This is a genomic window from Chryseobacterium flavum, from assembly GCF_003385595.1.
GTDB lineage: Bacteria > Bacteroidota > Bacteroidia > Flavobacteriales > Weeksellaceae > Chryseobacterium > Chryseobacterium flavum.
Genome location: NZ_QNUE01000004.1, coordinates 269,739 through 292,363 on the forward strand (window position 1 = coordinate 269,739; position 22,625 = coordinate 292,363).

The following is a 22,625-nucleotide window of genomic DNA, read 5'->3' on the forward strand; positions in this document are numbered from 1 at the left end:
TATTAAAATGAGAATAAAGTGTTAATATGGTTAAAATAAGTATGGATAATTTAAATTTTTTAGCAATTAATAAGAAAATATTTTCTTTGTTAGTGTTTGCTTTTTATAGTATGGTAACCGGGCAATGTATCCCTTATACAGGACAGGCAATAACCAGTGGTAATACGTATTGTCTGAATGGAAACTTAACGGTAAGTTCCAGTATTGCTATTCCAAACGGTGCAAAACTTATTGTTCAGTCCGGGCAGTTGCAGTCTTTCGATATCCAGGTAAATGGTGATCTGGAAATTAATGACGGAGCGAGTGTTAAATCTGCAGGATCTATTACAATTGGTACATTCGGGACACAGAAAAACTCAAAGGTCAGGTTAGGGAAAAAGGCATTTCTTTCACTGACAGGATCTGTTTCACAGGGAGACCCTACATTTATGGGAGCTTTCCCAGGGACAAGCGCAACGATTGAAATGGATGCAGGAAGTGTGGTTGAAATATGTGGGACTTTTACCCAGCAATCCACTACATATCCTTCGGTTAATTATGTAGGAGCTGCTACCGGAAGGGCATACTGTATTGCAAAAGCAGAAGTGAGTGGAGGAGGACCTGGATCTGTAATTAGTAATGACAGTCAGATCGTGGCGATAGCTATGGGGTCGGTAACAGGTCTTGGTGCGGGAGGTTCCAGCTTTTGTGGTCCGAATGCGACCCAGGCAACATGTCCTTCTCTGTGGCCGGAAGGGTTATCAAACAATAAAAATGATTGTGGGAATGCTCCTGTTATCATTAGCGAAGAGGATGCTTTTTGTACAAAACCAGGAATTTCAGGAACGCCTGATAGCTTTACCAAATTTGGAATTACGGTACAGCAGAAAAGCAATGACTGGCCTGAAAATATTCCAAACGGATTTCTTGCCATGGAATCAAAAAACAAAGGTTTTGTGATCACAAGAGTTCAGCACGTAAGTCAGACCCCGCAGCCGGGAGATGCTATTGCTGAACCTAAAGAAGGAATGCTTTTGTATGATATTCAGGACAAATGTGTGAAACTTTACAATGGTACACAATGGAAATGTGTGGAAAGAAGCTGTAATAATTAATCTGATAAAAATAAAAATGAGAAATATAAAAAAGTTAAGTATTGCCGCTGCCTTTATTCTTTTTAGTTCCTTCAATGCTCAAGTAGCTATTGGGAAAGATTCAGTAGACGGAAACAGTACTGTTTTAGATTTTAACAACGTATCCGGTAATACAAAGGGGCTGATCCTTCCGGCAACAACAGGACTTCCTGGAGGTTCCCCGGTGAATGGTACCTTTGTTTTTGATATGACGGATAAAAAGGTTAAAATGTATGAAAATAATGTATGGAAAGATTTGTCTGATGCCGGAGATTCAGGCGTTGTCCCGGTAAATACTTCGGCCCAGTCCGGAAATGGGGTAGTTATAGGAGCATCCGAAAGTTCTGCAGACGGTGTTCTGGTTCTGGAATCCCCGGATAAAGCCATGATTCTTCCTAAGGTTGCTGAACCGCATCTGAATGTAAAAAGCCCTTATCCGGGTATGGTATGTTATGATACAGTCAGTAAAACATTGGCTGTATTTGATGGAAAAGTCTGGAATTACTGGAAATAAATGTCTTTATTTTGAGATGTAAAAAACAGCTGTACATAAGTGCAGCTGTTTTTTTGCGGCTGATTCGGGTGTTAAAGGATCTGGGCACTCTCTTTAATGCTGTTCATGACAAAAATGCTTTTCGTCTGACCGATCCCTTCAATTTCTGAAAGCTTGTTGATAAAGAACTCGTGGAACTCATCCATATTGGGGGCCAGGATTTTCAGCATAAAATCAAAATCACCACTGATGTTATAAAACTCCACTACCTCTTTCAGTTTGCCCACTTCTTCAATAAACTTTCCTGCGGTCTTTTTATTGTGAACATTCAGGGCGATCATACAGATCACCATCATTCCTTTATTTACTTTTTTGCGGTCTACAACTGCGGTGTATTCTTTTATAATTCCCAGTTTCTCCATGCGTTTGATCCGCTCATGAGTGGGAGTGGGGCTTAGGTTGATCCTTGCAGAGATGTCACGGATACTCATCTTGGCATCTTTCTGAAGCAAACGGAGTATAGAAAGGTCTTTATTGTCCGGAGTATAGTTTTCTGTTGTCATTTGTCCTGTTTTAAAGGTGAAATTCTGGTGAATTGGTGTATTTGTTCTTTTAATTATCTTACAATAGTATTGTTGTTCCAAAATTAATGAATAATTTTCATATATGTTCTGTTAACTTTAATTTTGCAGGAAATTTGAATATATGGATACAAGGAAAAACATGATATTAATTTTAGCATCAGTAGGGACATTTGTTGAAGCTTTGGATATTGCCATTATTAATTTAACGATTCCTTCTATTCAGGAACAGTTTCACATTGGAGCAGAAACCGTACAGTGGCTGCAAACCTTATACGTTCTGTTTTTCGGGGGATTTCTGATTATCGGAGGTAAACTTTCAGACCAGATCGGAAGGAAAAAAATATTTTTGCTGGGTGCATTTATTTTTATGTTGACATCGCTGGGCGCAGGAGTATCAGGAAGTTTTGAGGCATTGGCGGTATTCCGTGCTTTGCAGGGGTTAGGAGCTGCTTTTGTAATGCCCTCTGCTTTATCTATTGTCACCAGTACATTCAGGGAAGAACAGGAAAGGAACAGAGCGATAGGAATCTTTAGTTCGTTTGCCGCTATCGGTTCGGGAAGCGGGCTTTCTGTAGGGGGAATTATAAGTACTTATCTGAGCTGGCACTGGGTATTTCTGATCAATGTTCCGATTCTTCTGGTTACTTTGGTCCTGTCTTTTTATTATCTGCCGGCAGATGAAAAAAACAAAACCGGTAGGAAAACAGATGTTGTTTCAGGAATATTGATGGTTCTAGGACTTTTAAGCCTGACCTACGGAACACACGAACTGGTTCATATTAAAGAACAGCCTTTCCTGGTAACAGGTTCATTGGTTTCAGCATTGATACTTCTTGTTATGGTGTATTACCGGTTGAAATCTGTTGTTGAGCCATTAGTTGATGTAAAGCTGTTTAAACATAAATCTTTAGTAGTTTCCAATGCTGTATTCTTTACATTAGGGGCATTTTTTATCGGGTTTTTATTCCTGATTTCACTGATGCTTCAGAAAGATATGGGATATAGCGCTGCTTCCGCAGGATTAATGCTGGTGCCGTTCAGTATCATATCTGCTTTGACGGCGAAATTTATTTTACCTCACATTTCAAAACGGTTAAGCTCATCTCAAATGGGAATTTTCGGATGGTTATTTATGCTGGCGGGAGGAGTTGCATTATTAATATCTGTATATACAGGACATCCTTTAGCGTTGGTATTAATAGGAGCGGCCTGCATTTCCGGAATTGGAATGACGTTTTGTTTTACTGCACTTTCGGTAATGGGAATCCAGGATGTTGAGCCTTCAAACTATGGACTGGCATCAAGTCTGAGCTCTACAAGTTACTTTTTGGGAGCTGGGATCGGGCTGTCATTCATGACTTTAATGTCTCAGATCTTTCCGTCAGAATGGTCAGTCGGAAGCCTTAACCTGATTATATTGATCTGTTATGCTCTTTTAGCGCTCGGAATGTTATTCTGTTTTATATGGAAAAACTTAAAAGTGAAGCAGGCAAAAGTGATGGTTTCATAGAAGCGGTCTTAAAATACACAAACTATATGAAGAAGAATCGGCGCTTGGGTACCGGTTCTTTTTTTCTTTTGTTTTACCGCTTATTTACTACCTTTATCCCTTTACTATACGTCATGAAAATACAGGTCATCAGTGATCTTCACAGGGAATTTGGAACTACTGAATTATGTTTTGATCATTCGGATATTGTTGTACTGGCAGGAGACATCAATTTGGGAACCAAAGGAATTGAATGGATAAAAAAAGCAATTCCCCGTAAACCCGTAATTTATGTCCTGGGTAATCATGAGTACTATAAAGGTTCCTATCCGAAAACCCTTAACAAGATCAAAGATACCGCTTTGAATTCCAATGTATTTGTGCTGGAAAATTCATTTGTAGATATTGAAGGAGTACGCTTCCATGGTGCTACCTTATGGACGGATTTTTCAATCTTTGGGAATCCTGTTCAGTACGGAATGCTGTGCCAGTCCAAAATGAATGATTATAAAATGATCCGTCGGGATCCTTCTTATTCGAAAATGAGAACATTGGATACTTTTAAAATCCATCAGTTTTCAAAACAATGGCTGCAGGAAAGCCTTGAAGATTCAAAAGGGCTTAAAAATATAGTAGTTACCCATCATGCACCCAGTATCAGATCTGTTCCTGAACATTACAAAGAAGATCCTGTTACATCTGCTTATGTTTCCGATCTGGAAGATTTAATTGTCACCTATCAACCTTTGTACTGGATTCATGGACATATTCATACTCCATGCAGATATAAAATTGAAGGAACGGAAGTAATCTGCAACCCTCATGGTTATATTGATGAAAAGTACAACGGATATGACAGAGAACTGATAATTGTCGTGTAGCAAAAAAAGAAAAAAGAAAAAATAAATTTGCAGATCGTTTTCAGGCGTTCTTCACGTAGCTATTCTTTTACCCTTTCTCCTTAATTGCTATCTTCGTGTTCAAATTTTTTCCCATGCCTAAAAAAAAGTATCCGGAATCTGATTTTATTTCGCAGCTGGCATTTGATGAAGTCTTGCAGCAGGTAGAGTTTGATCTTAGAATCAAGGAATTTGTTGTAATGGAAATCGATAAGGTAAACTATATCATAAAACCGAATGTTCCTTACCGTTCCGATTATTTCTGTGTTTTTCTGGTACAGAGAGGAGGAGTTACATTCAGCTTGGATGATAAGAGCTATAAAGTTTCCAAAGGAGATATTGCTTTTTGCCCAAGACTTGAAACTTTTTGGCTGGATGAAATTACTGAGAATTACAAAGCCAAATATATTTTCTTTTCATTGAATTTTATTTCCAATGCAGGTTTTAACTATAAGTCAAACAATGTCCTGAAAAGTTTGTCATCAGATCCTACCCATATTATCAGAAATGAGGCGGATATGTACAGAAAACTGAATTTCCACCTTGATGAACTTAAAATTTTGAATAATAAGGAAAAAGATAATTACTATTTTAATGAAATGATCTGGCACCACTTTTCGCTGGTGATCTATGAAATTGATAATTACTTTAAAAAAATTGAAAAACCTCATGTTGTAACCAACAGAGAAGATGAACTGACAACCAGTTTTTTTAAACTGGTTCAACAATATTTTAAAGAAGAACATAATGTGCAGTTCTATGCAGATAAACTTTTTATCAGCCGTAAATATCTTACTAAAGTGATCAATAAAACTGTTTTTAAATCGCCAAGAGATATTATTCATCAGGTTTTAGCGATAGAAGCACGGCTACTGCTAAGAAATCCCAATTTGAATATCAATGAAGTGGCGGCTCTGCTGAAGTTTTCAGATCAGGCAGCTTTCAGTAAGTTTTTTAAAAAACACGTAGGCAGAGCTCCTTTGGAGTATAGAAAAGATGATTTATATTGATAATCAGTTATTTATGTGTATTGGTGTTTTTTTGCCAAATTTAATGTTTTTATTGATGGAACATATCGGGATGTTTTATTACAAATGGCTATAAATGATATTTCTCATGTTTTAAATAATAAGGAGTCTTTTTGACAAAATAAAAAGTTTTTTGAATAATCCTATTGAGTTTTTTTCGTTCGAATTTTGTACGGTAAATTTAAAAGGATATTGTTATGCAAAGATTTTTTATTCAGAAATCAACTTTACTTTTCCTCTCACTCATTGTCCTTACCGGATGCAGGAAAAACAAACAGGATCAGTCTCTTCAGCAGAAGGCTCCGGAACTTCCCGTGGAAATAGTGAAGCAGGGAGATGCTTCTGTTTCCAGAGAATACGCCGCTTCCATAGAAGGTATTTCCAATGTGGAGATCAGGCCTCAGGTGACAGGATATTTAAGTAAAATTTTTGTAGATGAAGGAGATTATGTAAGAGCAGGCCAGCCTCTTTTCAAAATTGAAGATCAGGTATTCCGGGAACAGCTGAAAAGTGCACAGGCTGCTTTGATTACTGCACAGGCCAATCTTTCCACTTCAAAAATTGATCTGGACAGAAAGAAAGAGTTATTCAGAAATAAAATGGTTTCGGAAATTCAGGTAAAAGAAGCAGAGGCTGCATATAATGCCGCAAGAGGAGCAGTCAGCCAGTCAAGTTCTTCTATTGAATCAGCCAGAATTAATCTTAATTTTTCTACAATAAAAGCACCGGTAAACGGATTTGTCGGAAGATTCAACTATCGTCTGGGAAGTCTAATGACTCCCGGTAATCCGGAACCTATTACTTTACTTTCAGACATTCATCAGGTATATACATATTTCAGTTTAAGTGAAAATGACTTTAATAATTTCCAGAAGCAATATACAGGAACCAGTATTCATGAAGTAATTAAAAATACACCGGCAGTATCCTTATTACTCTCCGGAGGTGAAAAATATGCAGAAACAGGAAGAATAGATGCCGTTGAAGGACAGTTTAACAAGACTACGGGATCTATTACTTTAAGGGCAAAGTTTAATAATCCAAACAACTTTCTGAGGAGTGGAAATACCGGCAAAATAGTGCTTGACCAGTTTTACAGTAATGTTATCCTGCTTCCTATAGCTTCTACAAGAACCATTCAGGATAAAGTTTTTGTTTTTACCATTAAAGGTGGAAAAGCTGTCATGCTTCCGGTTGAAATCAATGGGAAAGCCGGGGATTATTTTATAGTATCCAACGGGCTTAAAGCTGGGGATCAGTATATTGTATCCGGTTTCGACAGGTTACAGCCGGGAACCCCTGTAGTAGCTCAGAAAAAGAATGCTCAACAGAAAAAATCGTAAAAAGAAATCATGTTAAAGAAAATTATAAAAAGACCCGTACTGGCAACGGTTATTTCCGTCCTGCTTGTTATTTTGGGGATTGTTGGCATGGTGAGCCTCCCGATCACTAAATTTCCTGATATTGCTCCTCCGACAGTAATGGTTACGGCTGCCTATCCGGGAGCCAATGCGGAGACTATAGCCAGATCAGTGGCCCCACCATTGGAAAATGCGATCAATGGAGTTGAAAATATGGATTATATTACTTCCACAGCAAGTAATGACGGAACATTAAATATCACTGTTATTTTTAAATTAGGAACAGATCCGGACCAGGCTGCCATTAATGTCCAAAACAGAGTTGCCCAGGTAACAAATCAGCTTCCTGCGGAGGTTATTCAGGCCGGGGTTACTACAGTTAAAAGACAGAACAGTATGATTGCGATGGTTTCATTAACCAGTAAGGACGGCTCAATGAGTGACCTTTTTCTTGAAAACTATGCAAAAATCAATATTGTACCTGAGCTGAAAAGGGTAAAAGGAGTAGGCGATGCTATGGTATATGGAAATAAAGATTACTCAATGCGTATCTGGCTGGATCCCAATAAGCTTACCTCATATAATCTTACTCCGGCAGATGTCTCCCGGGCAATTCAGACTCAAAACCTGGAAGCAGCACCGGGAAGACTGGGAGAAAGAAGTAAGGAGGTAATGGAGTATGTACTTCGCTATAAAGGGAAATTTACAGAACCTGAACAATATGAAAATATTACGATCAAAGCATTGAATGATGGTTCCGTTTTAAAATTAAAAGATATTGCTAAAGTGGAGTTCGGAGCGTATAGTTATACGGTTTCTTCCAGTTTCAATAAGAAGCCTTCGGTGACAATGGCAATATTCCAGATGGCGGGATCTAATGCCAATGAAGTACAAATTGCCCTTCAGGAAAGAATGAAGGAGCTGGAAAAATCCTTTCCGGAAGGGATGGATTATGAAATCCCGTATGCTACAAAAGACGCGCTGGACCAATCCATAGAGCAGGTAGTACATACCCTGATAGAAGCCTTTATTCTTGTTTTTATTGTTGTGTATATATTCCTTCAGGATTTTCGTTCTACCCTGATCCCGGCCATTGCAGTACCGGTGTCTATCGTGGGAACTTTCTTTTTTATGAAAATTTTCGGATTCTCCATCAATATCCTGACCCTGTTTGCTTTGGTACTGGCTATTGGAATTGTTGTAGATGATGCGATTGTAGTGGTGGAGGCAGTTCATGCTAAAATGGAACATAAAAAGCTAAATCCAAGGGCCGCAACCATGTCTGCGATGAGTGAAATCACAGGGGCAATCGTTTCCATTACCCTGATCATGTCTGCTGTGTTCGTACCCGTAGCATTTATGAGCGGTTCTACAGGATTATTTTACCAGCAGTTTGCCCTTACACTGGCTATAGCAATTGTTATTTCAGCGGTAAATGCCCTGACATTGAGCCCTGCTTTATGTGCTTTATTCCTGAAACAGAATCATGGAGAAGGACATGAAAAAATGAATTTTAAAGACCGCTTTTTTGCAGGCTTTAATGCAAGTTTCAATAAACTTACATTCCGTTACGGGAAAGCAATATTATTCCTGTTAAAAAGAAAGTGGGTGACACTGATTATAATTATTGTCTTTGGTGGATTGTTTGCCTGGATGTCTATGACCACTCCTAAAGGATTTATTCCGGATGAAGACCAGAGTTTTATCATTGTAACGGCTAATCTTGCACCGGGGGCGTCAAAAGACAGAACTTCAAAAGTGGTTTCCGATACAGAGGATCTTTTAATGAAGAATCCGGCTGTAGAAAAGGTGATTTCGGTAGATGGACTTAACCTGTTCAGCAGCTCCATGTCATCTTCAGCAGCTACTATTTTCGTTAAATTAAAAAAAGGAGGAGAAAGGGGACCGGTTAATGATATTAATGCCATAATCGGACAGACCCAAGGGATGCTTTCTCAGGATAAAAGAGCCAATTTTCTTGTAATCAATACCCCGACGGTAGATGGTTTCGGAAATACAAGTGGAACGGAGCTCGTACTTCAGGACCGTACGAATGGAGAACTTCAGAATTTAGGAAATATCTCCTATGGAATGATGGGAGCTTTAATGCAGAGACCTGAGGTGGCAGTAGCGTTTACAACGTTTGATGTTACCTACCCACAGTTTGAAGTACTGGTGGATGAGGTGAAGTCTGCCCAGCTTGGAGTGAACGTTTCTGACGTATTGGGAGTGATGCAGGGATATTACGGAAGTATTCAGGCTTCAGACTTCAACAGGTTTGGTAAATATTACAGGGTACTGGTGCAGTCTACTCCTGAAATGAGACAGGATAAAGAATCACTGAACGGGATTTTTGTAAAGAATAATTCCGGGGAGATGGTTCCTGTAAATACGCTGGTAAGCCTGAAGCAGGTAACAGGAGCTGAAGTGGTAGACCGTTTCAATCTTTTCAATTCTTCTAATCTAACGGTTATGGCGGCACCGGGATATAGTACCGGACAGGCTATGGCAGCCATTGAAGAAGTAAGTAAACAGGTCCTTCCTCCAGGATATACTTATGATTATAAAGGGATGAGCCGTGAAGAAGCAGGTTCAGGGTCACAGTCGGTAATGATTTTCGGATTATGTATCGTGTTTGTATTCTTTCTGTTATCTGCACAGTATGAAAGTTATATTTTGCCATTGGCTGTGTTAATAGCTATTCCGGCAGGACTTTCAGGAGTATTTGTAGGAATTACATTTGCAGAACTGTCTAATAATATTTACGTTCAGATTGCTCTGGTAATGCTGATCGGGCTTTTAGCAAAGAATGGTATTTTGATTGTGGAGTTTGCAATACAGAGACGCAGGGCGGGTAAAAGCCTTATTTCTGCTGCTATTGAGGGGGCAAAAGCCCGTCTGCGTCCTATTTTGATGACTTCACTGGCATTTATCACCGGACTGATTCCTTTGTTGTTTGTAGTTGGCCCTTCGGCGTTAGGTAACCATTCCATTGGGTATGCGGCAATATCAGGAATGCTTTTCGGAACGATCCTGGGTATTTTTGTGGTTCCGGTACTTTTTGTAGTGTTCCAGGCGTTACATGAAAGGATTAGTGGAAGGGTTATAACAGAGGCAGACTGGGAATATTAATTCAAATGAATTTAAAAATGAAAATTAAAAATATAGCATATATCATCATTTCAGGAGTGGCAATATCCTGTAAAGTTCAGAAATATGAGCGCCCTCAAATTCAAATGCCGGAAGCTTTCAGAAATGACAGTATTGTTGCAGAAGATGATAAAAATATAGCTGCGATCAACTACAAAGATTTCTTTAAAGATCCTGTTCTGGTTGGCTTGATTGACCAGGCAATGATCCGGAACAATGATCTTCAGCTTGCTTTAAAACAGATCGAATTTGCTTCGTTAGCTTATAACCAGAGCAAATGGGGAAATGTACCTGTTATAAGTGCAGCTGCCAATGCCAATATCAGCCGTCCTTCAGACAACAGCATGAATGGGATGATGGCAGGACAGTTTATGGGAAAACGTTATATGGAAGACTATACAGCTTCTGTTAATATTTCCTGGGAAGCTGATATCTGGGGAAAGATCAAAGGAAGAAAAGAACAGGCCCTTGCAGAGTATCTTAAAACCCAGGAAGCAGGAAAAGCTGTAAAGACACAGCTGGTAGCTGCCGTTGTACAGGGATATTACAACCTGCTGATGCTGGATACCCAACTGGAGATTACAAAGTCTAACCTGACATATGCTGATAATACCCTGAAATTTCTGATCAAGCAGCAGGAACTGGGGATAACAACAGCTTTGGCCGTGCAGCAACAGGAAATTATAAAAGATCAGATCCTAAAATCAATTCCTGCCATTGAAAGCTCCATTGCAACACAGGAGAATGCATTAAGCCTGCTGACAGGTTCAATGCCGGGTAAGATTGAAAGAAGCGGCAGCCTGAATACGGTGCTGTCTCCGGATCGCATTTCAGCAGGAATTCCTTCAGAACTGTTAAGTTACCGGCCGGATGTAAAGAGTGCTGAACTTGAAGTAAGGAAAAGTGCTGCAGCCATTCATGTTGCGAAAATGAGCATGTATCCGTCACTGAATATTACAGCCCAGGGCGGGGTAAATGCTTTTCAGTTCAGCAAATGGTTCAGTATTCCCGGATCCCTGTTCGGAATGGCTGCGGGAGCTATTGCACAGCCTGTACTGAACGGGAAGCAGCTGAAAACTCAATATGAACAGTCTAAGGTACTGGCAGATCAGGCAGAAATCATGTTTAAGCAATCTGTTTTAAAGGCTGTAGGCGAGGTTTCGGATGCACTGGTTCAGATTCAGAAGCTTGAGGAGCAGGAAAAAATTGCGGAGGGGCTGGCCTTGAAGTCAGGTGAAGCGGTAAAGAAGGCAGATGTGTTATTTAAATACAATTCAGCTACGTATGTGGAAGTGATCATGGCACAAACAAACAAGCTTCAGGCAGAACTTGAATTGGCTTCCCTCAAAGCACAAAGACTGAATGCCATAACAGTACTCTATCGTTCCGTAGGAGGTGGATGGCAATAAAGTAAAATTAAACCTGCTTCGTCTATAGTGATGCAGCAGGTTTTTAATCCATTATCATTATGAAGAATACAAATATACAAGAGGGGATTATTCTTATTCCGGATTTTAGCGGATTTACAGAATTTGTGTTCAATACCAAACTATATACAGGAGAATATATTGTAAGACAACTACTTTCTACGCTGATCGATGTGAACAGCCATTATTTTGAAATTTCTGAAATTGAAGGAGATGCTATCTTGTTTTACCGGTATGATGAAAGTCCATCGTACCAGCGTATTTCAGGAATGCTCACAAAAATGCGCAATGCTTTCAACCGGAAAATTGAAGAGCTCAGCAAAAACCTGAGTATAACGATTGAGCTGTCTTTGAAGTTTATAGTACACTATGGAACATTTTCACAATACAATATCGGGAATTTCAGAAAATTATATGGCAAAACCATTGTAGAAGCCCATCAGTTTTTGAAAAATGAATGGGCGGAACAGCCCTCCTATGCTTTGTTCAGTAATTCCTTTCTGGAAAACAGCAGCAATAAGGAAGCTGATTTCAATACAGGCAAACTTCATTTGCCGGATGTAGGGGTTATCCATTATTTTGAAAATTTAAACTAGCATATTTTTTAATATTAATCCTTGTAAATTTGCTATTGCTAGGGCCCGGATGAGAGAGATCCGGGCTTTTTATTTTACTGTTTTATCGAAAATTAGAAAATTATTCAATTTTTTCACAATCCGGTGTAACAAAAACAACAGGATAGTGGTCTTATAGAATAAACTAGAACTTCAAATGAAAACAATATTATTTCCAATCGTAGCAATAGCAGGATTTCTGAATGTGGCCCGGGCCCAGACCCAGACTGTAAAAGATACTGTTAGCCAGAAGGAAATTGAAGCGGTAACATTGGTGGCCCGAAAGCCAACCGTAGAATCGAAAGTAGACAGAACCGTATTTAATGTTGCCAACAGTGCTATCCTGGCAGGAAATACAACATGGGATGTTCTTAGAATGACCCCCCTGGTGAGTATTGACAATAATGATGATGTAAAAGCCGAAGGCCAGAATGTTACGGTTTATATTAATGACAGGAAATCCGTTTTTACCGGAAAAGAACTGAAAGAATACCTTAAAACGATTCCTGCTGATAATCTGTTAAAAATAGAAGTGATTACCAGTCCGTCCTCCCGTTATGAAACTTCAGGATCCGTTATTAATATCGTTTTGAAAAAGAGAGATGATGAAGGAATGAAAGGAAGTATCTCTCTGAATAACAGACAGAGTACGAAAAACTCACAATACACCAATTTTAACCTGAACTATCATAAGAAAAAGTTCACCCAGACATTTATCGGAGGATATAACAATGGTACTTATGTACAGAAGAATGAAATCGAAAACAGGAGATATGAAAATGACAGGGTTTCCAGACTAAACCTTGAAACAGAGATGAGAGATGAAAGTCCCTCTCTTTCTTCTACTTCTGAATTTGAACTTAATGATAAAAATAATATAGGGCTTGTCCTTGAATATTATCAGAACAGAAACTTATCTTTTGGGGAATCCAGTGGTACGGAATCCGAAAACGGTTTACTTAAAGATGCCTTTCATCAGACCCAGAATACATGGGGGTTCAGACGTAACCTGGGAACCAACCTTTTTTATAAATACTATGATAAAGAGAAAAATAAAATCCTGGATATTAATGCAGGAACCAATTATACCGGCAATGATAATGATGATCTGATCCTTAAGACCGGATCATCAAAAACTCAGGAATTGGGTGTGGTAAGGAATAATCAGATGCGTAATTATTACCTGAAAATAGATTATACCCAACAGCTGGGGAAGTCAGGAGGTACCATTGAGGCAGGAGGTAAAACAGAAATAAATAATCATGTTATTCCTAATTATCTATATGGATCCAGTATAAATGACCCGTTGTCTGAATATTACAACCTGGCGAGAAATGACAGGTTTCATTACGAAGATCATCTCAGTTCTGTATATGCCAATTACAGCAAAACGTTTTTTAAAAAGCTGGAAGCCAGAATAGGACTTCGATACGAGTATATTGATCTGAAAGTACGTCAGGATGTGGCAGGTACGGAAAGAAGGGACTCGTATGGGACGTTCCTCCCCAATTTATTGCTGAAATACACCTTTTCTGATAAATATGACGTGAGCCTTACCTATAACCGCAGTATCTGGAGACCCTGGTATGCGGAATTCAATCCTTTCCTGGTACCGGATATTAACGGAACATATTCAAGGGGAAACCTGTACCTGAATCCGAATCCGAATGACAGGCTTTATCTGAAATTCGGAATCTTAAAGAAGTACTTTATTTCTGCAAGATATATGTATACTGATCAGGATTACTGGACGACCTATTTAACGGAAAACGGAAGAACAGTTTCATTACCCGGGAATTTTGATGGGAAGGTTCAGAAATATTATCTTTTTGCCAATACCAATCAGAACTTCCTGAAAAATAAACTGAATGTAAATGTCGGATTTGGATGGTATTATATTAACAACAAAGATTTCAATGAAAGGAATGATCTTAAAGGGAAAAATTATATCAGCTATTGGGGCGGATCTGCTAATATCTCTTATACAAATCTTTTCAGCAAGAATATTAACCTGAGTGCATGGATGGAAATAGCAAATCAGAATAACGGGAATTCCTATGCTAATAATACCAATGTTTTTCATAATATCTCGGTCACAAAGATATTCCCTAAAACACAGATGGAACTGAGTATGCAGCTGATGAATATTTTCAAAAGACCTTATGCGGATACCACAACGTATAGTCCGGATGGTACCTTCAGGGAATATTCAAAATGGGACTGGTACGGGGTTTCCCTTACCTTCGTGAAGCGTTTTGGAAATCAGAAAGTAAAAGAAAATACCAAACCTGATTTAGGGAAAAATTCCGGAGGAGAAAAATAATGCGATTAATCATATTCAAAAGCAGGCTTCATTCCGAAGCCTGCTTTTTTATTTATTCGGTAAGAGAAATTTTCTGAATTCTCATTATGTAAGTAAAAAAGCAGGCCTCCATCTGAAACCTGCTTAAAACATTTCTACAAATAAATTTTGGAAGCTAATCTCTGCGGGTAAGTTTCATCTTCATTTTTTCAGCCTCCTGTCTGTCTATTTCAGTGTAAACTTCACTTTTGTTTTAATGGCATCGGAAGAATTTCCGATCAGGGCTTCGAAATCTCCCGGTTCAGCCACCCATTCATGCTTTCCGGCATCAAAATAACTTAATGCAGTTCTGTCAATGGTAAAGGTTACCTCTTTTTGTTCTCCCGGGTTTAAATATACTTTTTCAAAGCCTTTCAGTTCTTTTGCCGGGCGCGGAACCGATGATTTCAGATCACTGATATAAAGCTGGACAACTTCAGCACCTGCTTTTTTGCCGGTATTTTTCACGGATACTGTAAAGGTAATTTTACCATCCTGTGAGATTGAGGCCTGATCCGCTTTTGCTTTTCCGAATTCAAAAGTTGTATAGCTCAAACCATGTCCGAAGCTGAACAAAGGCTTTATGTTTTTAGTATCATGCCAGCGGTATCCTACGAAAATCCCCTCATTATAAGTTATATTGATAGGATTCTTCTGATCTTTTCCTTTTCCCGCGGCCAGTTCATCCTTTTGTCCCGGATACTCTCCGAGCTGATGGGCTGAATTGTCTTCAAGTTTGACAGGGAAGGTAAACGGAAGTTTTCCTGAAGGATTGGTATCACCTGCCAAAATCGATGCAATGGAATTTCCCGCTTCTGAGCCAAGATACCAGGCTTGTACAACTGTTGGGACCTCTTTGATCCAGGGCATAGCTACTGCATTTCCGGAAACCAGAACTACAGCCAGGTTTTTATTTGCCTTTGCCAGGGCTGAAATCAGCTGGTCCTGATTGTATGGAAGACCGTAGCTTTTACGGTCATTTCCTTCACTGTCCTGAAAGTCTGCCTTATTGAGTCCGCCTACGAAAATTACATAATCCGATTTTTTGGCCAGTTCTACGGCTTCGTTCAGTAATTCGGATGCAGAACGGGAATCTTTCAGATCCTGTCCGGATTTTACACCGTTGTATTCTCCACCGATATCTCCCACATAACCTCTTGCATACTGTACATCTGCCTGTTTTCCAAATCTGGACTTAATTCCATCCAGAGGAAGGGTTTCATACTTCACTTTTAAGGATGAGGAGCCTCCGCCAACCGTCATTATTTTGATGGCATTTTCACCGATAACAGCTATTTTTTTTGCTTTATTAATGTCGATAGGAAGAACGTTTCCCTGATTTTTTAATAACACAATACCTTCTTCTCCTATTTCTTTTGCAACTGCTTTATGCTCTTCAGAAGCAATGTTTCCGAAAGGTTTGTTACGGTTCATTGTTGTTTTATAGGCAAGACGAAGTAATCTTGTGACTTTATCATCAAGTTCCTTTGTTCCTACTTTTCCGGCTTTTATCAGATCGAGATAAGGTTTTGCCAGATAATAGTTGTCATAGGCATTTTTTGTTCCGGCAGAAAGACCGTTGGTCCAGCTTCCGAATTCAAGGTCCAGACCATTATGGATGGCCTGCTCCGTATTGTTTACAGCTCCCCAGTCAGATACCACGACACCTTTATAGTTCCATTCCTTTTTCAGGATATCGTTTAAAAGGTATTGATTCTGGCTGGCATACTGGCCTTTATACATATCATACGCTCCCATAATCGTCCATGAATCACCCTCCGTTACCGCTGCTTTGAAAGGAGGAAGATAAATTTCATAAAGCGCTCTGTCATCTACATTCACATTACTGGTATGACGGAACATTTCCTGGTTATTTAATGCAAAATGCTTTACCGAAGTTGCCACGCCATTAGACTGCACCCCTTTGATGTAAGGAACCACCATCTTTGACGTCAGATAAGGATCTTCACCCATATATTCAAAATTTCTTCCGTTTAAAGGGGTTCTATAAATATTAACTCCGGGTCCCAGAAGAATATCTTTTTTCCTGTAACGGGCTTCTTCCCCCAAAGCTTTACCATAATTCCATGACATTTTTTTATTCCATGTCGCGGATAAAGCAGTCAGGGCAGGGTAGGCGATAATAGAATCATTGGTCCATCCGGCCTGGTCCCACTCATCCCACATCACCTCAGGACGTACACCGTGCGGACCATCTGTGGTCCAGAATTCAGGAATTCCCAGTCTGGGAACACCTGGTGAGCTGAATTTGGATTGAGCGTGCAGCATTGCTACCTTTTCTTCCAGGGTCATTCTGGAAAGTGCATCCTGGATACGCTGTTCCACAGGTTTGGATTCATCTAAATAAACGGGGAGGGTATTATTTGTCTGAGCCATATAAGAAACAGAAATAAAGGTGAATAAACTTAGAATGGCGGTTTTCTTTAACATAATGCCTTTTTATTTGATTGTAAGCAAAAGTAAAGAAAATTTTTATTATCTCAAATTGAGAAAATAAATTTTAACGGATAAAAAAAGTGCCTGCTTATTTGCAGGCAGCTCATTATTAAATATTTTATCTATAAAGATCAAAGGCAGTCTTAAAATTAGAGATCTGTGCTTATCGAAACATATAAACACATTCCTCTGAGCTTACCAGTCTTATATTACATCCTTGATTAATCCCATCCCTTCACGGCACCTCCTTTAAAAATTTCTCTGGCTTTCTTTTCCACTTCTGCAGACTGATAGGCTTTTACAAAGTTTTTTACTTTCTGGCTGTTTTTATTATCCTGTCTGGCTACAACCACATTCACATATGGAGAATCTTTATCTTCAACAAGCACACCCTGCTTTTCCTGATCCAAACCTGCCTGCGCTGCAAAATTATTATTGATAATTCCTACCATAACATCCCTGTCATCTAAAACCCTTGGGATCTGGGCTCCTTCAATTTCCATAATTTTCAGCTGTTTCGGATTTTCAGTAATATCAGTTACTTTCGGGAGAAGCCCGACTCCGGCTTTTAGTTTCAACAGACCATTTTTCTGTAGCAGAAGCAGAGACCTCCCTCCGTTGGTAGGATCATTCGGAATTACAATAGTGTTGCCGTCCTGCAGCTGGCCGATATTGCTGATTTTTTTTGAATACGCTACAATGGGATAAACAAATGTATTTCCTACAGGAGCAAGGTTATATCCCCTCTGTTTGGATTGTTCTGTCAGATAAGGAATATGCTGGAATGCATTAGCATCTATATCTCCATTGGTCAGAGCTTCATTGGGAACCACGTAATCATTGAAAGGAATCAGCTCCACTTCAAGGTTATACTTTTCTTTAGCAACTTTTTTGGCCACTTCTGCAATTTCCTGTTCAGGCCCGTAGGTGATCCCTACACGGATAAAATTCGGATCGTCTTTTCTTCCGGAACATGCTGTCATAAAAAGGATGCCGGCAGTTAAAAAACCTAAAATTTTTATTTTTTTCATTGTCAATTTTTTATTATCTCTTCAATGCTAAAACCAGATTCGGACATTATCTGTGATCAAAATGTTTTGACAGCCTGTCACCCAGAAACTGTATGATAAATACCAAAAGGACGAGTAATATAAGGACTGTATTCATAATAACAATATCATAACCGATATAGCCGTACTGATATCCTACCTGTCCTAATCCGCCGGCTCCTACTGCACCTCCCATAGCAGAATATCCTACCAGGGTGATCAGGGTAATCGTTGCATTGTTAATAAGGGAAGGAAGTGCTTCGGGAAGTAATACTTTCCTGATAATCTGTAATGGAGATGCACCCAATGCCCTTGCAGTTTCTATTAAGCCATGAGGTACTTCAAGAAGGCTGTTTTCTACAAGTCTAGCTATAAAGGGAGCAGCACCGATACTTAATGGTACCAATGCGGCATTAACCCCGATTGAAGTTCCTGCCAGTATCCTTGTAAAAGGGATCATCCACACAATCAGGATAATAAAAGGAATCGCACGGAAAATATTGACGATAACAGACAGGCCTCTGTGGTATAATGGGTTTTCCAGAAGCTGTCCTTTCCGTGTTAAAAATAAAAGTATTCCCACCGGAAGGCCTAAAACAAAACCGAAAAATCCGGATACAAAGGTCATATACACTGTTTCCCAGGCTCCTTTTGCCAAAAGAGAAATTACCGCATCACTAAGCATATCCTTTTACTGTATTTTGAATTTTATTCTGATTTAAATAATAGATCACCTGTTCGTTTTTTTCAGCTTCTCCCTGTAGCTGAAGTAAAAGCCTTCCGAAATTCGAGTTTCCAAGATATTCCACATCAGCTTTTAAAAGTTTGTATGGGATATTATATTGGGAATATAAGGTTGAAAGAAGCTCTTCAACACTGATATTTTCATTAAGTTCTATTTCGATCAACGGAAATAAACCCTCTTTAGGCTCTTTCTGAAGTCTGGCATTGAGTTCCTGTGGCAGAGTCATAATGTCTGAATTTATAAATTGTCGGATTACAGGATTTTCTTTATCCGAAATAATCTCGCTTAAAGTTCCTTTTGCTAATAATTTTCCTTTGTCTATGACGGCAACATGATTGCATACCGCTTTAATAACCTCCATTTCATGGGTAATCAGGAGAATGGTAATCCCTAATCTCTGATTAATATCCCTTAAAAGCTGTAAAATAGATTGGGTAGTAGCAGGATCCAGGGCACTTGTAGCCTCGTCACATAATAAAAGATGAGGATCGTTAGCCAGAGCCCGGGCAATTGCCACTCTTTGTTTCTGGCCACCTGACAGACTTCTGGGATAGTCATTTGCCTTATCTTCAAGCCCTACAATTTTCAGTAATTCATTGACCTTGGCCTTAATTTTTTCTTTACCATAGCGGTCGAGTTCCAAAGGAAGCGCTACATTATCAAAAACAGTTCTGGAGGAAAGCAGATTGAAATGCTGGAAGATCATTCCGATTTTTTTACGCTCTTCTGCAAGCTGCTTTGAGCTGAGTGTAGTGAACTCCTTTTTATTGATAATAATCTGTCCTTCATCCGGTCTTTCCAACAGGTTCACCGTACGGATCAGGGTACTTTTTCCGGCACCGGAAAACCCGATAATCCCTACAATATCCCCTTTATCTATAGTAAGGCTCACATCATCAAGTGCCTTAAAGGACTGTCCCTTCTGATGGAATGTTTTTGATATATTTCTGATTTCTATCATTCTGATGTTTTACGATTTAAATAGGCTGATATCTTTTGCCTGTTTTATTAAAAAACCTTCTTACTCTTCTTAATTTAACCTTTGATCTTTTTGAAAGCCTGAAATACCTGGTGACATTGGTCAGCAGTACTCCCAGCAATATGATGGATAAACCATAGAGCTGACTTCCGTTGATACTTTGATTGGCCACAATCCAGCCTGCAATAACCGTTACAATAGGGTTGATGTAGGTATGGGTGCTTACCAGAGCCGCCGGTTTCACAGACAAGAGCCAAATGTACGACAAATAAGCGATTATCGATCCAAAGAAGATCAAAAACAGAACTCCGGACCATGCCGATAACGGAACCGCAGAAACTGAAAAACCAGCCCATTCTTTTCTGAAAAAAGCAATAAGGAAAGATACTAATCCTGCTACAATAAGCTGTTGCGCAATATTCATAAAAGTAGACTGGGAAGCCGGATTTTTCTTTGAATATAAAGAGCCAAGTACCCATGTGATAGAACTTAATCCCAAAACAACAAATGCTGTAATACGCAGATTTCCGTCAACAGCTGCATGAACTGCATTAGAATGTACACTGCCTTTTAAAAAGAGAACTAATCCTATAAATCCTATAATCAAGCCTATTGGAATAAATTTATCTGAAAAATAATACTTCCAGTTTTTACGGTCAATTGCAATAAACCAGAAAGGACCTGTTGCGATGGAAATAGCAGCTTCAGATGCTGTTACATATTGTTCCCCCCAGGCAACAAGACCTGTTCCCCCTGTTAGAATAAGGGTGCCGGTAATAGCATTCTTTTTCCAGTTGACCATAGAATTTGCTTTTTCTCCTTTAGAAAGAAGATATCCGATCATCAGTATTCCTGCAACCAGAAATCTGAGCCCCGAAAGAATGAATGGCGGGAAACCCTTTAAGCCAAATGATATAGCTAAAAACGTAATCCCCCATATTACATAAATGTTTGTAAATGCCAATGGAATCAGCCATTTGTTTTTAGTAGTACTCATCAGTATATTTTTAATGTTGTTTTGTTATTAATAAAAAAGACTCTACACTGTTGTAGAGCCTTTAAAAAATATGTCATATAAAAGTAAGGTCATCCACAGTATTCATGTTGTACAGGCATACAGATACACATCATATTTTTGATGGTATGTTTCTTCATTGAATTATTTCTTAATTCTGCCTTCATTTTATTTTATTTCCTGAATACGTTTGCAAATATATAATATAATTTTTATTAGTCCACTAAAAAAGTAGGCTTTTTGAATATTAATTTATTGTTAATATATTAATGCGTTGAAAATCATAGCTTTAAAAATTTTTTTGTTTAAAATATTTTTCTCATTTTTTTTTGATTATACCGACAATGAAAATAAAATATCCATTTCTTTCATGTTGTCAAAAAGATAAAATAAATTCAATTTTTTAAGAATTGTGTAATAGGTGCTGATTCGTAAAATAAAATGATTTTAAATATTTTTAGTTTTAATACAGGATTTATTAACTCTCTGAAATACCCTTTAAGTTTACGTTTTTAAAATTTAAAATCAAATTTAACAATATTTATGACTAGTCATTGATGATTAGTCATTATATTTGAACATACATTTTATCTAATTTAAAAACATTTATTATGAAACGTTTTGAAAACAAAGTAGCTTTTATTACAGGAGGAAACTCAGGAATTGGTAAAGCGGTGGCAGTATTAATGGCAAGGGAGGGAGCAAAAATCGTTATTGCCGATATCAAAGAAAATAAAGAAACCCTGGAAGAAGTACTGAAAGAAGGAACAGATGCAAGATTTATTGCATGTGATGTATCCAGGGCTGAGGAGGTAGAAAAAGCGGTTAATGAAACTATTAAAGAATTTGGAAGTCTTGATGTGGCAGTGAATAATGCCGGGATCGTAGATGCTTCTCCTATCCATGAGAAATCAATAGATGAATGGCAAAAAGTAATTAATATCAACCTGAATGGTGTATTTTATGGAATGAAATATCAGATTACCCAGATGCGAAAACAGAAAAGCGGTGGTGCTGTAGTAAATATAGGTTCAATTATGAGTCAGGTTGCTGAATTTGGAATAGCATCATATGCTTCATCAAAGCATGGCTTGGTAGGGCTTACAAAAGTAGCTGCTTTGGAAAACGGGACCAATAATATCCGTGTCAATTCCATAGGTCCCGGATATATAGAAACTCCTTTATTGATGGACAATGCTGCACAAAGCGAAGAGTACAGATCTTATATGGAATCTAAACATGCAATGAAAAGATTAGGAAAACCTGAAGAAATTGCAAAAGCTGTCTTATTTTTGGCTTCTGAAGATGCAAGTTTCTGCACGGGAGCTTATCTCCCTGTAGATGGAGGCTATCTGATACAGTAATTAAATAATACAGAATGAAAGAATCAAAAACGGAGTCACTTCCACTTCGGAGACAGCTGGGAATTGCCATGGTAGAAACTTATAATAATGTCTATGAAAGATCCCAGGAATTTTTTGCAATGTACGGGCTTACCTCCCAGCAATATAATGTGCTTTCTATCCTGCATGATGCAGGAAAGCCTTTGTCTACTTCGGATATATTAAAAGAGATGCTGGAAAAGAATGCCGGAGTTTCCAGATTGGTAGACCGTTTGATTATCAAGCAACTTGTGGAGAAAAATGTCAATACTGGAGACAAGCGCCTTATAGATGTACACCTTACGGAAAAAGGGGAAGCTTTATACAAAAAAGTTAACCAGAACCTTTCAGGTGTAGATCATGTATACAGTGTGCTTACAGATGAAGAAGTGAATGTACTTATTGGTCTTTTGAAAAAGATGAAAAAAGAGTAGCTGTAAAAAACAGGTTGTATCTAAACAAAGATGAATACAGGGCTTGTTATGAATCTATTGTTTTTA

At 38.6% G+C, this 22,625-nt stretch carries 18 protein-coding genes; 12 read left to right on the plus strand and 6 right to left on the minus strand.

Annotation, left to right across the window (positions count from 1 at the left end; all coding sequences use genetic code 11):
• Positions 1 to 41 precede the first annotated feature (41 nt).
• Positions 42 to 1,094 carry a hypothetical protein gene (locus tag DRF59_RS06795; RefSeq protein ID WP_123873661.1) on the plus strand — a complete coding sequence of 351 codons (1,053 nt, stop codon included), beginning with the start codon at positions 42 to 44 and terminating at the stop codon, positions 1,092 to 1,094.
• A gap of 16 nt (positions 1,095 to 1,110) precedes the next feature.
• Positions 1,111 to 1,626: a hypothetical protein gene (locus DRF59_RS06800; RefSeq protein ID WP_167456653.1), complete on the plus strand. Its 516-nt coding sequence runs from the start codon at positions 1,111 to 1,113 to the stop codon at positions 1,624 to 1,626.
• A gap of 71 nt (positions 1,627 to 1,697) precedes the next feature.
• Here the strand turns inward: DRF59_RS06800 and DRF59_RS06805 are convergent, their stop codons facing one another.
• A complete protein-coding gene (locus DRF59_RS06805; RefSeq protein ID WP_115958061.1) occupies positions 1,698 to 2,168 on the minus strand; it encodes an Lrp/AsnC family transcriptional regulator in 471 nt (156 codons plus the stop codon).
• A gap of 160 nt (positions 2,169 to 2,328) precedes the next feature.
• Between DRF59_RS06805 and DRF59_RS06810 the strand changes: the two genes are divergently transcribed.
• The 8 genes from DRF59_RS06810 to DRF59_RS06845 all read left to right on the plus strand — a co-directional run bounded on the left by DRF59_RS06810 (position 2,329) and on the right by DRF59_RS06845 (position 14,480).
• Positions 2,329 to 3,699: an MFS transporter gene (locus tag DRF59_RS06810; RefSeq protein ID WP_241505492.1), complete on the plus strand. Its 1,371-nt coding sequence runs from the start codon at positions 2,329 to 2,331 to the stop codon at positions 3,697 to 3,699.
• 26 nt (positions 3,700 to 3,725) lie between these two features.
• Complete coding sequence (locus tag DRF59_RS06815) at positions 3,726 to 4,559, plus strand: metallophosphoesterase (protein WP_241505493.1); 834 nt, start codon at positions 3,726 to 3,728, stop codon at positions 4,557 to 4,559.
• 113 nt (positions 4,560 to 4,672) lie between these two features.
• Positions 4,673 to 5,587 carry a helix-turn-helix domain-containing protein gene (locus DRF59_RS06820; RefSeq protein WP_115958065.1) on the plus strand — a complete coding sequence of 305 codons (915 nt, stop codon included), beginning with the start codon at positions 4,673 to 4,675 and terminating at the stop codon, positions 5,585 to 5,587.
• A gap of 215 nt (positions 5,588 to 5,802) precedes the next feature.
• On the plus strand, positions 5,803 to 6,948 hold the full coding sequence (locus DRF59_RS06825) for an efflux RND transporter periplasmic adaptor subunit (RefSeq protein ID WP_115958067.1): 1,146 nt from the start codon (positions 5,803 to 5,805) through the stop codon (positions 6,946 to 6,948).
• A gap of 9 nt (positions 6,949 to 6,957) precedes the next feature.
• Entirely contained in the window at positions 6,958 to 10,098 is a 3,141-nt protein-coding gene (locus DRF59_RS06830) for an efflux RND transporter permease subunit (RefSeq protein WP_115958069.1), read from the plus strand.
• 17 nt (positions 10,099 to 10,115) lie between these two features.
• Positions 10,116 to 11,525, plus strand: a complete 1,410-nt coding sequence (locus DRF59_RS06835; RefSeq protein WP_241505494.1) for an efflux transporter outer membrane subunit — start codon at positions 10,116 to 10,118, stop codon at positions 11,523 to 11,525.
• 59 nt (positions 11,526 to 11,584) lie between these two features.
• Positions 11,585 to 12,139 carry a DUF2652 domain-containing protein gene (locus DRF59_RS06840; RefSeq protein WP_115958073.1) on the plus strand — a complete coding sequence of 185 codons (555 nt, stop codon included), beginning with the start codon at positions 11,585 to 11,587 and terminating at the stop codon, positions 12,137 to 12,139.
• Between the two features lie 175 nt (positions 12,140 to 12,314).
• A complete protein-coding gene (locus DRF59_RS06845; RefSeq protein ID WP_115958075.1) occupies positions 12,315 to 14,480 on the plus strand; it encodes an outer membrane beta-barrel family protein in 2,166 nt (721 codons plus the stop codon).
• 204 nt (positions 14,481 to 14,684) lie between these two features.
• Here the strand turns inward: DRF59_RS06845 and DRF59_RS06850 are convergent, their stop codons facing one another.
• The 5 genes from DRF59_RS06850 to DRF59_RS06870 form a co-directional block, all read right to left on the minus strand.
• Entirely contained in the window at positions 14,685 to 16,895 is a 2,211-nt protein-coding gene (locus tag DRF59_RS06850; protein ID WP_407643386.1) for a glycoside hydrolase family 3 C-terminal domain-containing protein, read from the minus strand.
• A 281-nt stretch (positions 16,896 to 17,176) separates the two neighbouring features.
• On the minus strand, positions 17,177 to 17,986 hold the full coding sequence (metQ, locus tag DRF59_RS06855; RefSeq protein WP_115958078.1) for a methionine ABC transporter substrate-binding lipoprotein MetQ: 810 nt from the start codon (positions 17,984 to 17,986) through the stop codon (positions 17,177 to 17,179).
• 46 nt (positions 17,987 to 18,032) lie between these two features.
• Positions 18,033 to 18,689, minus strand: coding sequence for a methionine ABC transporter permease MetI (metI, locus tag DRF59_RS06860; protein WP_115958080.1), 657 nt, complete (start codon positions 18,687 to 18,689; stop codon positions 18,033 to 18,035).
• The gene (locus DRF59_RS06865; protein ID WP_115958082.1) at positions 18,682 to 19,710 is read right to left on the minus strand and encodes a methionine ABC transporter ATP-binding protein; all 1,029 of its coding nucleotides are present in this window, start codon (positions 19,708 to 19,710) and stop codon (positions 18,682 to 18,684) included. Before DRF59_RS06865 ends, metI begins: the two co-directional genes overlap by 8 nt.
• A 16-nt stretch (positions 19,711 to 19,726) precedes the next feature.
• Positions 19,727 to 20,725 carry an EamA family transporter gene (locus tag DRF59_RS06870; protein WP_115958084.1) on the minus strand — a complete coding sequence of 333 codons (999 nt, stop codon included), beginning with the start codon at positions 20,723 to 20,725 and terminating at the stop codon, positions 19,727 to 19,729.
• 629 nt (positions 20,726 to 21,354) lie between these two features.
• On the opposite strand from DRF59_RS06870, the gene DRF59_RS06875 reads away from it, so the two are divergent.
• Together DRF59_RS06875 and DRF59_RS06880 are read left to right on the plus strand one after the other, a co-directional pair.
• Positions 21,355 to 22,107 carry an SDR family NAD(P)-dependent oxidoreductase gene (locus DRF59_RS06875; protein WP_115958086.1) on the plus strand — a complete coding sequence of 251 codons (753 nt, stop codon included), beginning with the start codon at positions 21,355 to 21,357 and terminating at the stop codon, positions 22,105 to 22,107.
• 14 nt (positions 22,108 to 22,121) lie between these two features.
• Entirely contained in the window at positions 22,122 to 22,559 is a 438-nt protein-coding gene (locus DRF59_RS06880) for a MarR family winged helix-turn-helix transcriptional regulator (RefSeq protein WP_115958088.1), read from the plus strand.
• Positions 22,560 to 22,625: the final 66 nt, after the last annotated feature.

Excerpts from the sequence above, each read along its gene's own strand:
- DRF59_RS06865 (WP_115958082.1), bottom strand. The coding sequence starts at position 19,710 with ATGATAGAAATCAGAAATATATCAAAAACATTCCATCAGAAGGGACAG.
- DRF59_RS06805 (WP_115958061.1), bottom strand. The coding sequence starts at position 2,168 with ATGACAACAGAAAACTATACTCCGGACAATAAAGACCTTTCTATACTC.
- DRF59_RS06870 (WP_115958084.1), bottom strand. The coding sequence starts at position 20,725 with ATGAGTACTACTAAAAACAAATGGCTGATTCCATTGGCATTTACAAAC.
- DRF59_RS06845 (WP_115958075.1), top strand. The coding sequence starts at position 12,315 with ATGAAAACAATATTATTTCCAATCGTAGCAATAGCAGGATTTCTGAAT.
- DRF59_RS06835 (WP_241505494.1), top strand. The coding sequence starts at position 10,116 with ATGAAAATTAAAAATATAGCATATATCATCATTTCAGGAGTGGCAATA.
- DRF59_RS06815 (WP_241505493.1), top strand. The coding sequence starts at position 3,726 with ATGAAGAAGAATCGGCGCTTGGGTACCGGTTCTTTTTTTCTTTTGTTT.
- DRF59_RS06795 (WP_123873661.1), top strand. The coding sequence starts at position 42 with ATGGATAATTTAAATTTTTTAGCAATTAATAAGAAAATATTTTCTTTG.
- DRF59_RS06875 (WP_115958086.1), top strand. The coding sequence starts at position 21,355 with ATGAAACGTTTTGAAAACAAAGTAGCTTTTATTACAGGAGGAAACTCA.
- DRF59_RS06825 (WP_115958067.1), top strand. The coding sequence starts at position 5,803 with ATGCAAAGATTTTTTATTCAGAAATCAACTTTACTTTTCCTCTCACTC.
- metQ (WP_115958078.1), bottom strand. The coding sequence starts at position 17,986 with ATGAAAAAAATAAAAATTTTAGGTTTTTTAACTGCCGGCATCCTTTTT.
- metI (WP_115958080.1), bottom strand. The coding sequence starts at position 18,689 with ATGCTTAGTGATGCGGTAATTTCTCTTTTGGCAAAAGGAGCCTGGGAA.
- DRF59_RS06830 (WP_115958069.1), top strand. The coding sequence starts at position 6,958 with ATGTTAAAGAAAATTATAAAAAGACCCGTACTGGCAACGGTTATTTCC.
- DRF59_RS06800 (WP_167456653.1), top strand. The coding sequence starts at position 1,111 with ATGAGAAATATAAAAAAGTTAAGTATTGCCGCTGCCTTTATTCTTTTT.
- DRF59_RS06810 (WP_241505492.1), top strand. The coding sequence starts at position 2,329 with ATGATATTAATTTTAGCATCAGTAGGGACATTTGTTGAAGCTTTGGAT.
- DRF59_RS06880 (WP_115958088.1), top strand. The coding sequence starts at position 22,122 with ATGAAAGAATCAAAAACGGAGTCACTTCCACTTCGGAGACAGCTGGGA.
- DRF59_RS06820 (WP_115958065.1), top strand. The coding sequence starts at position 4,673 with ATGCCTAAAAAAAAGTATCCGGAATCTGATTTTATTTCGCAGCTGGCA.
- DRF59_RS06840 (WP_115958073.1), top strand. The coding sequence starts at position 11,585 with ATGAAGAATACAAATATACAAGAGGGGATTATTCTTATTCCGGATTTT.
- DRF59_RS06850 (WP_407643386.1), bottom strand. The coding sequence starts at position 16,895 with ATGGCTCAGACAAATAATACCCTCCCCGTTTATTTAGATGAATCCAAA.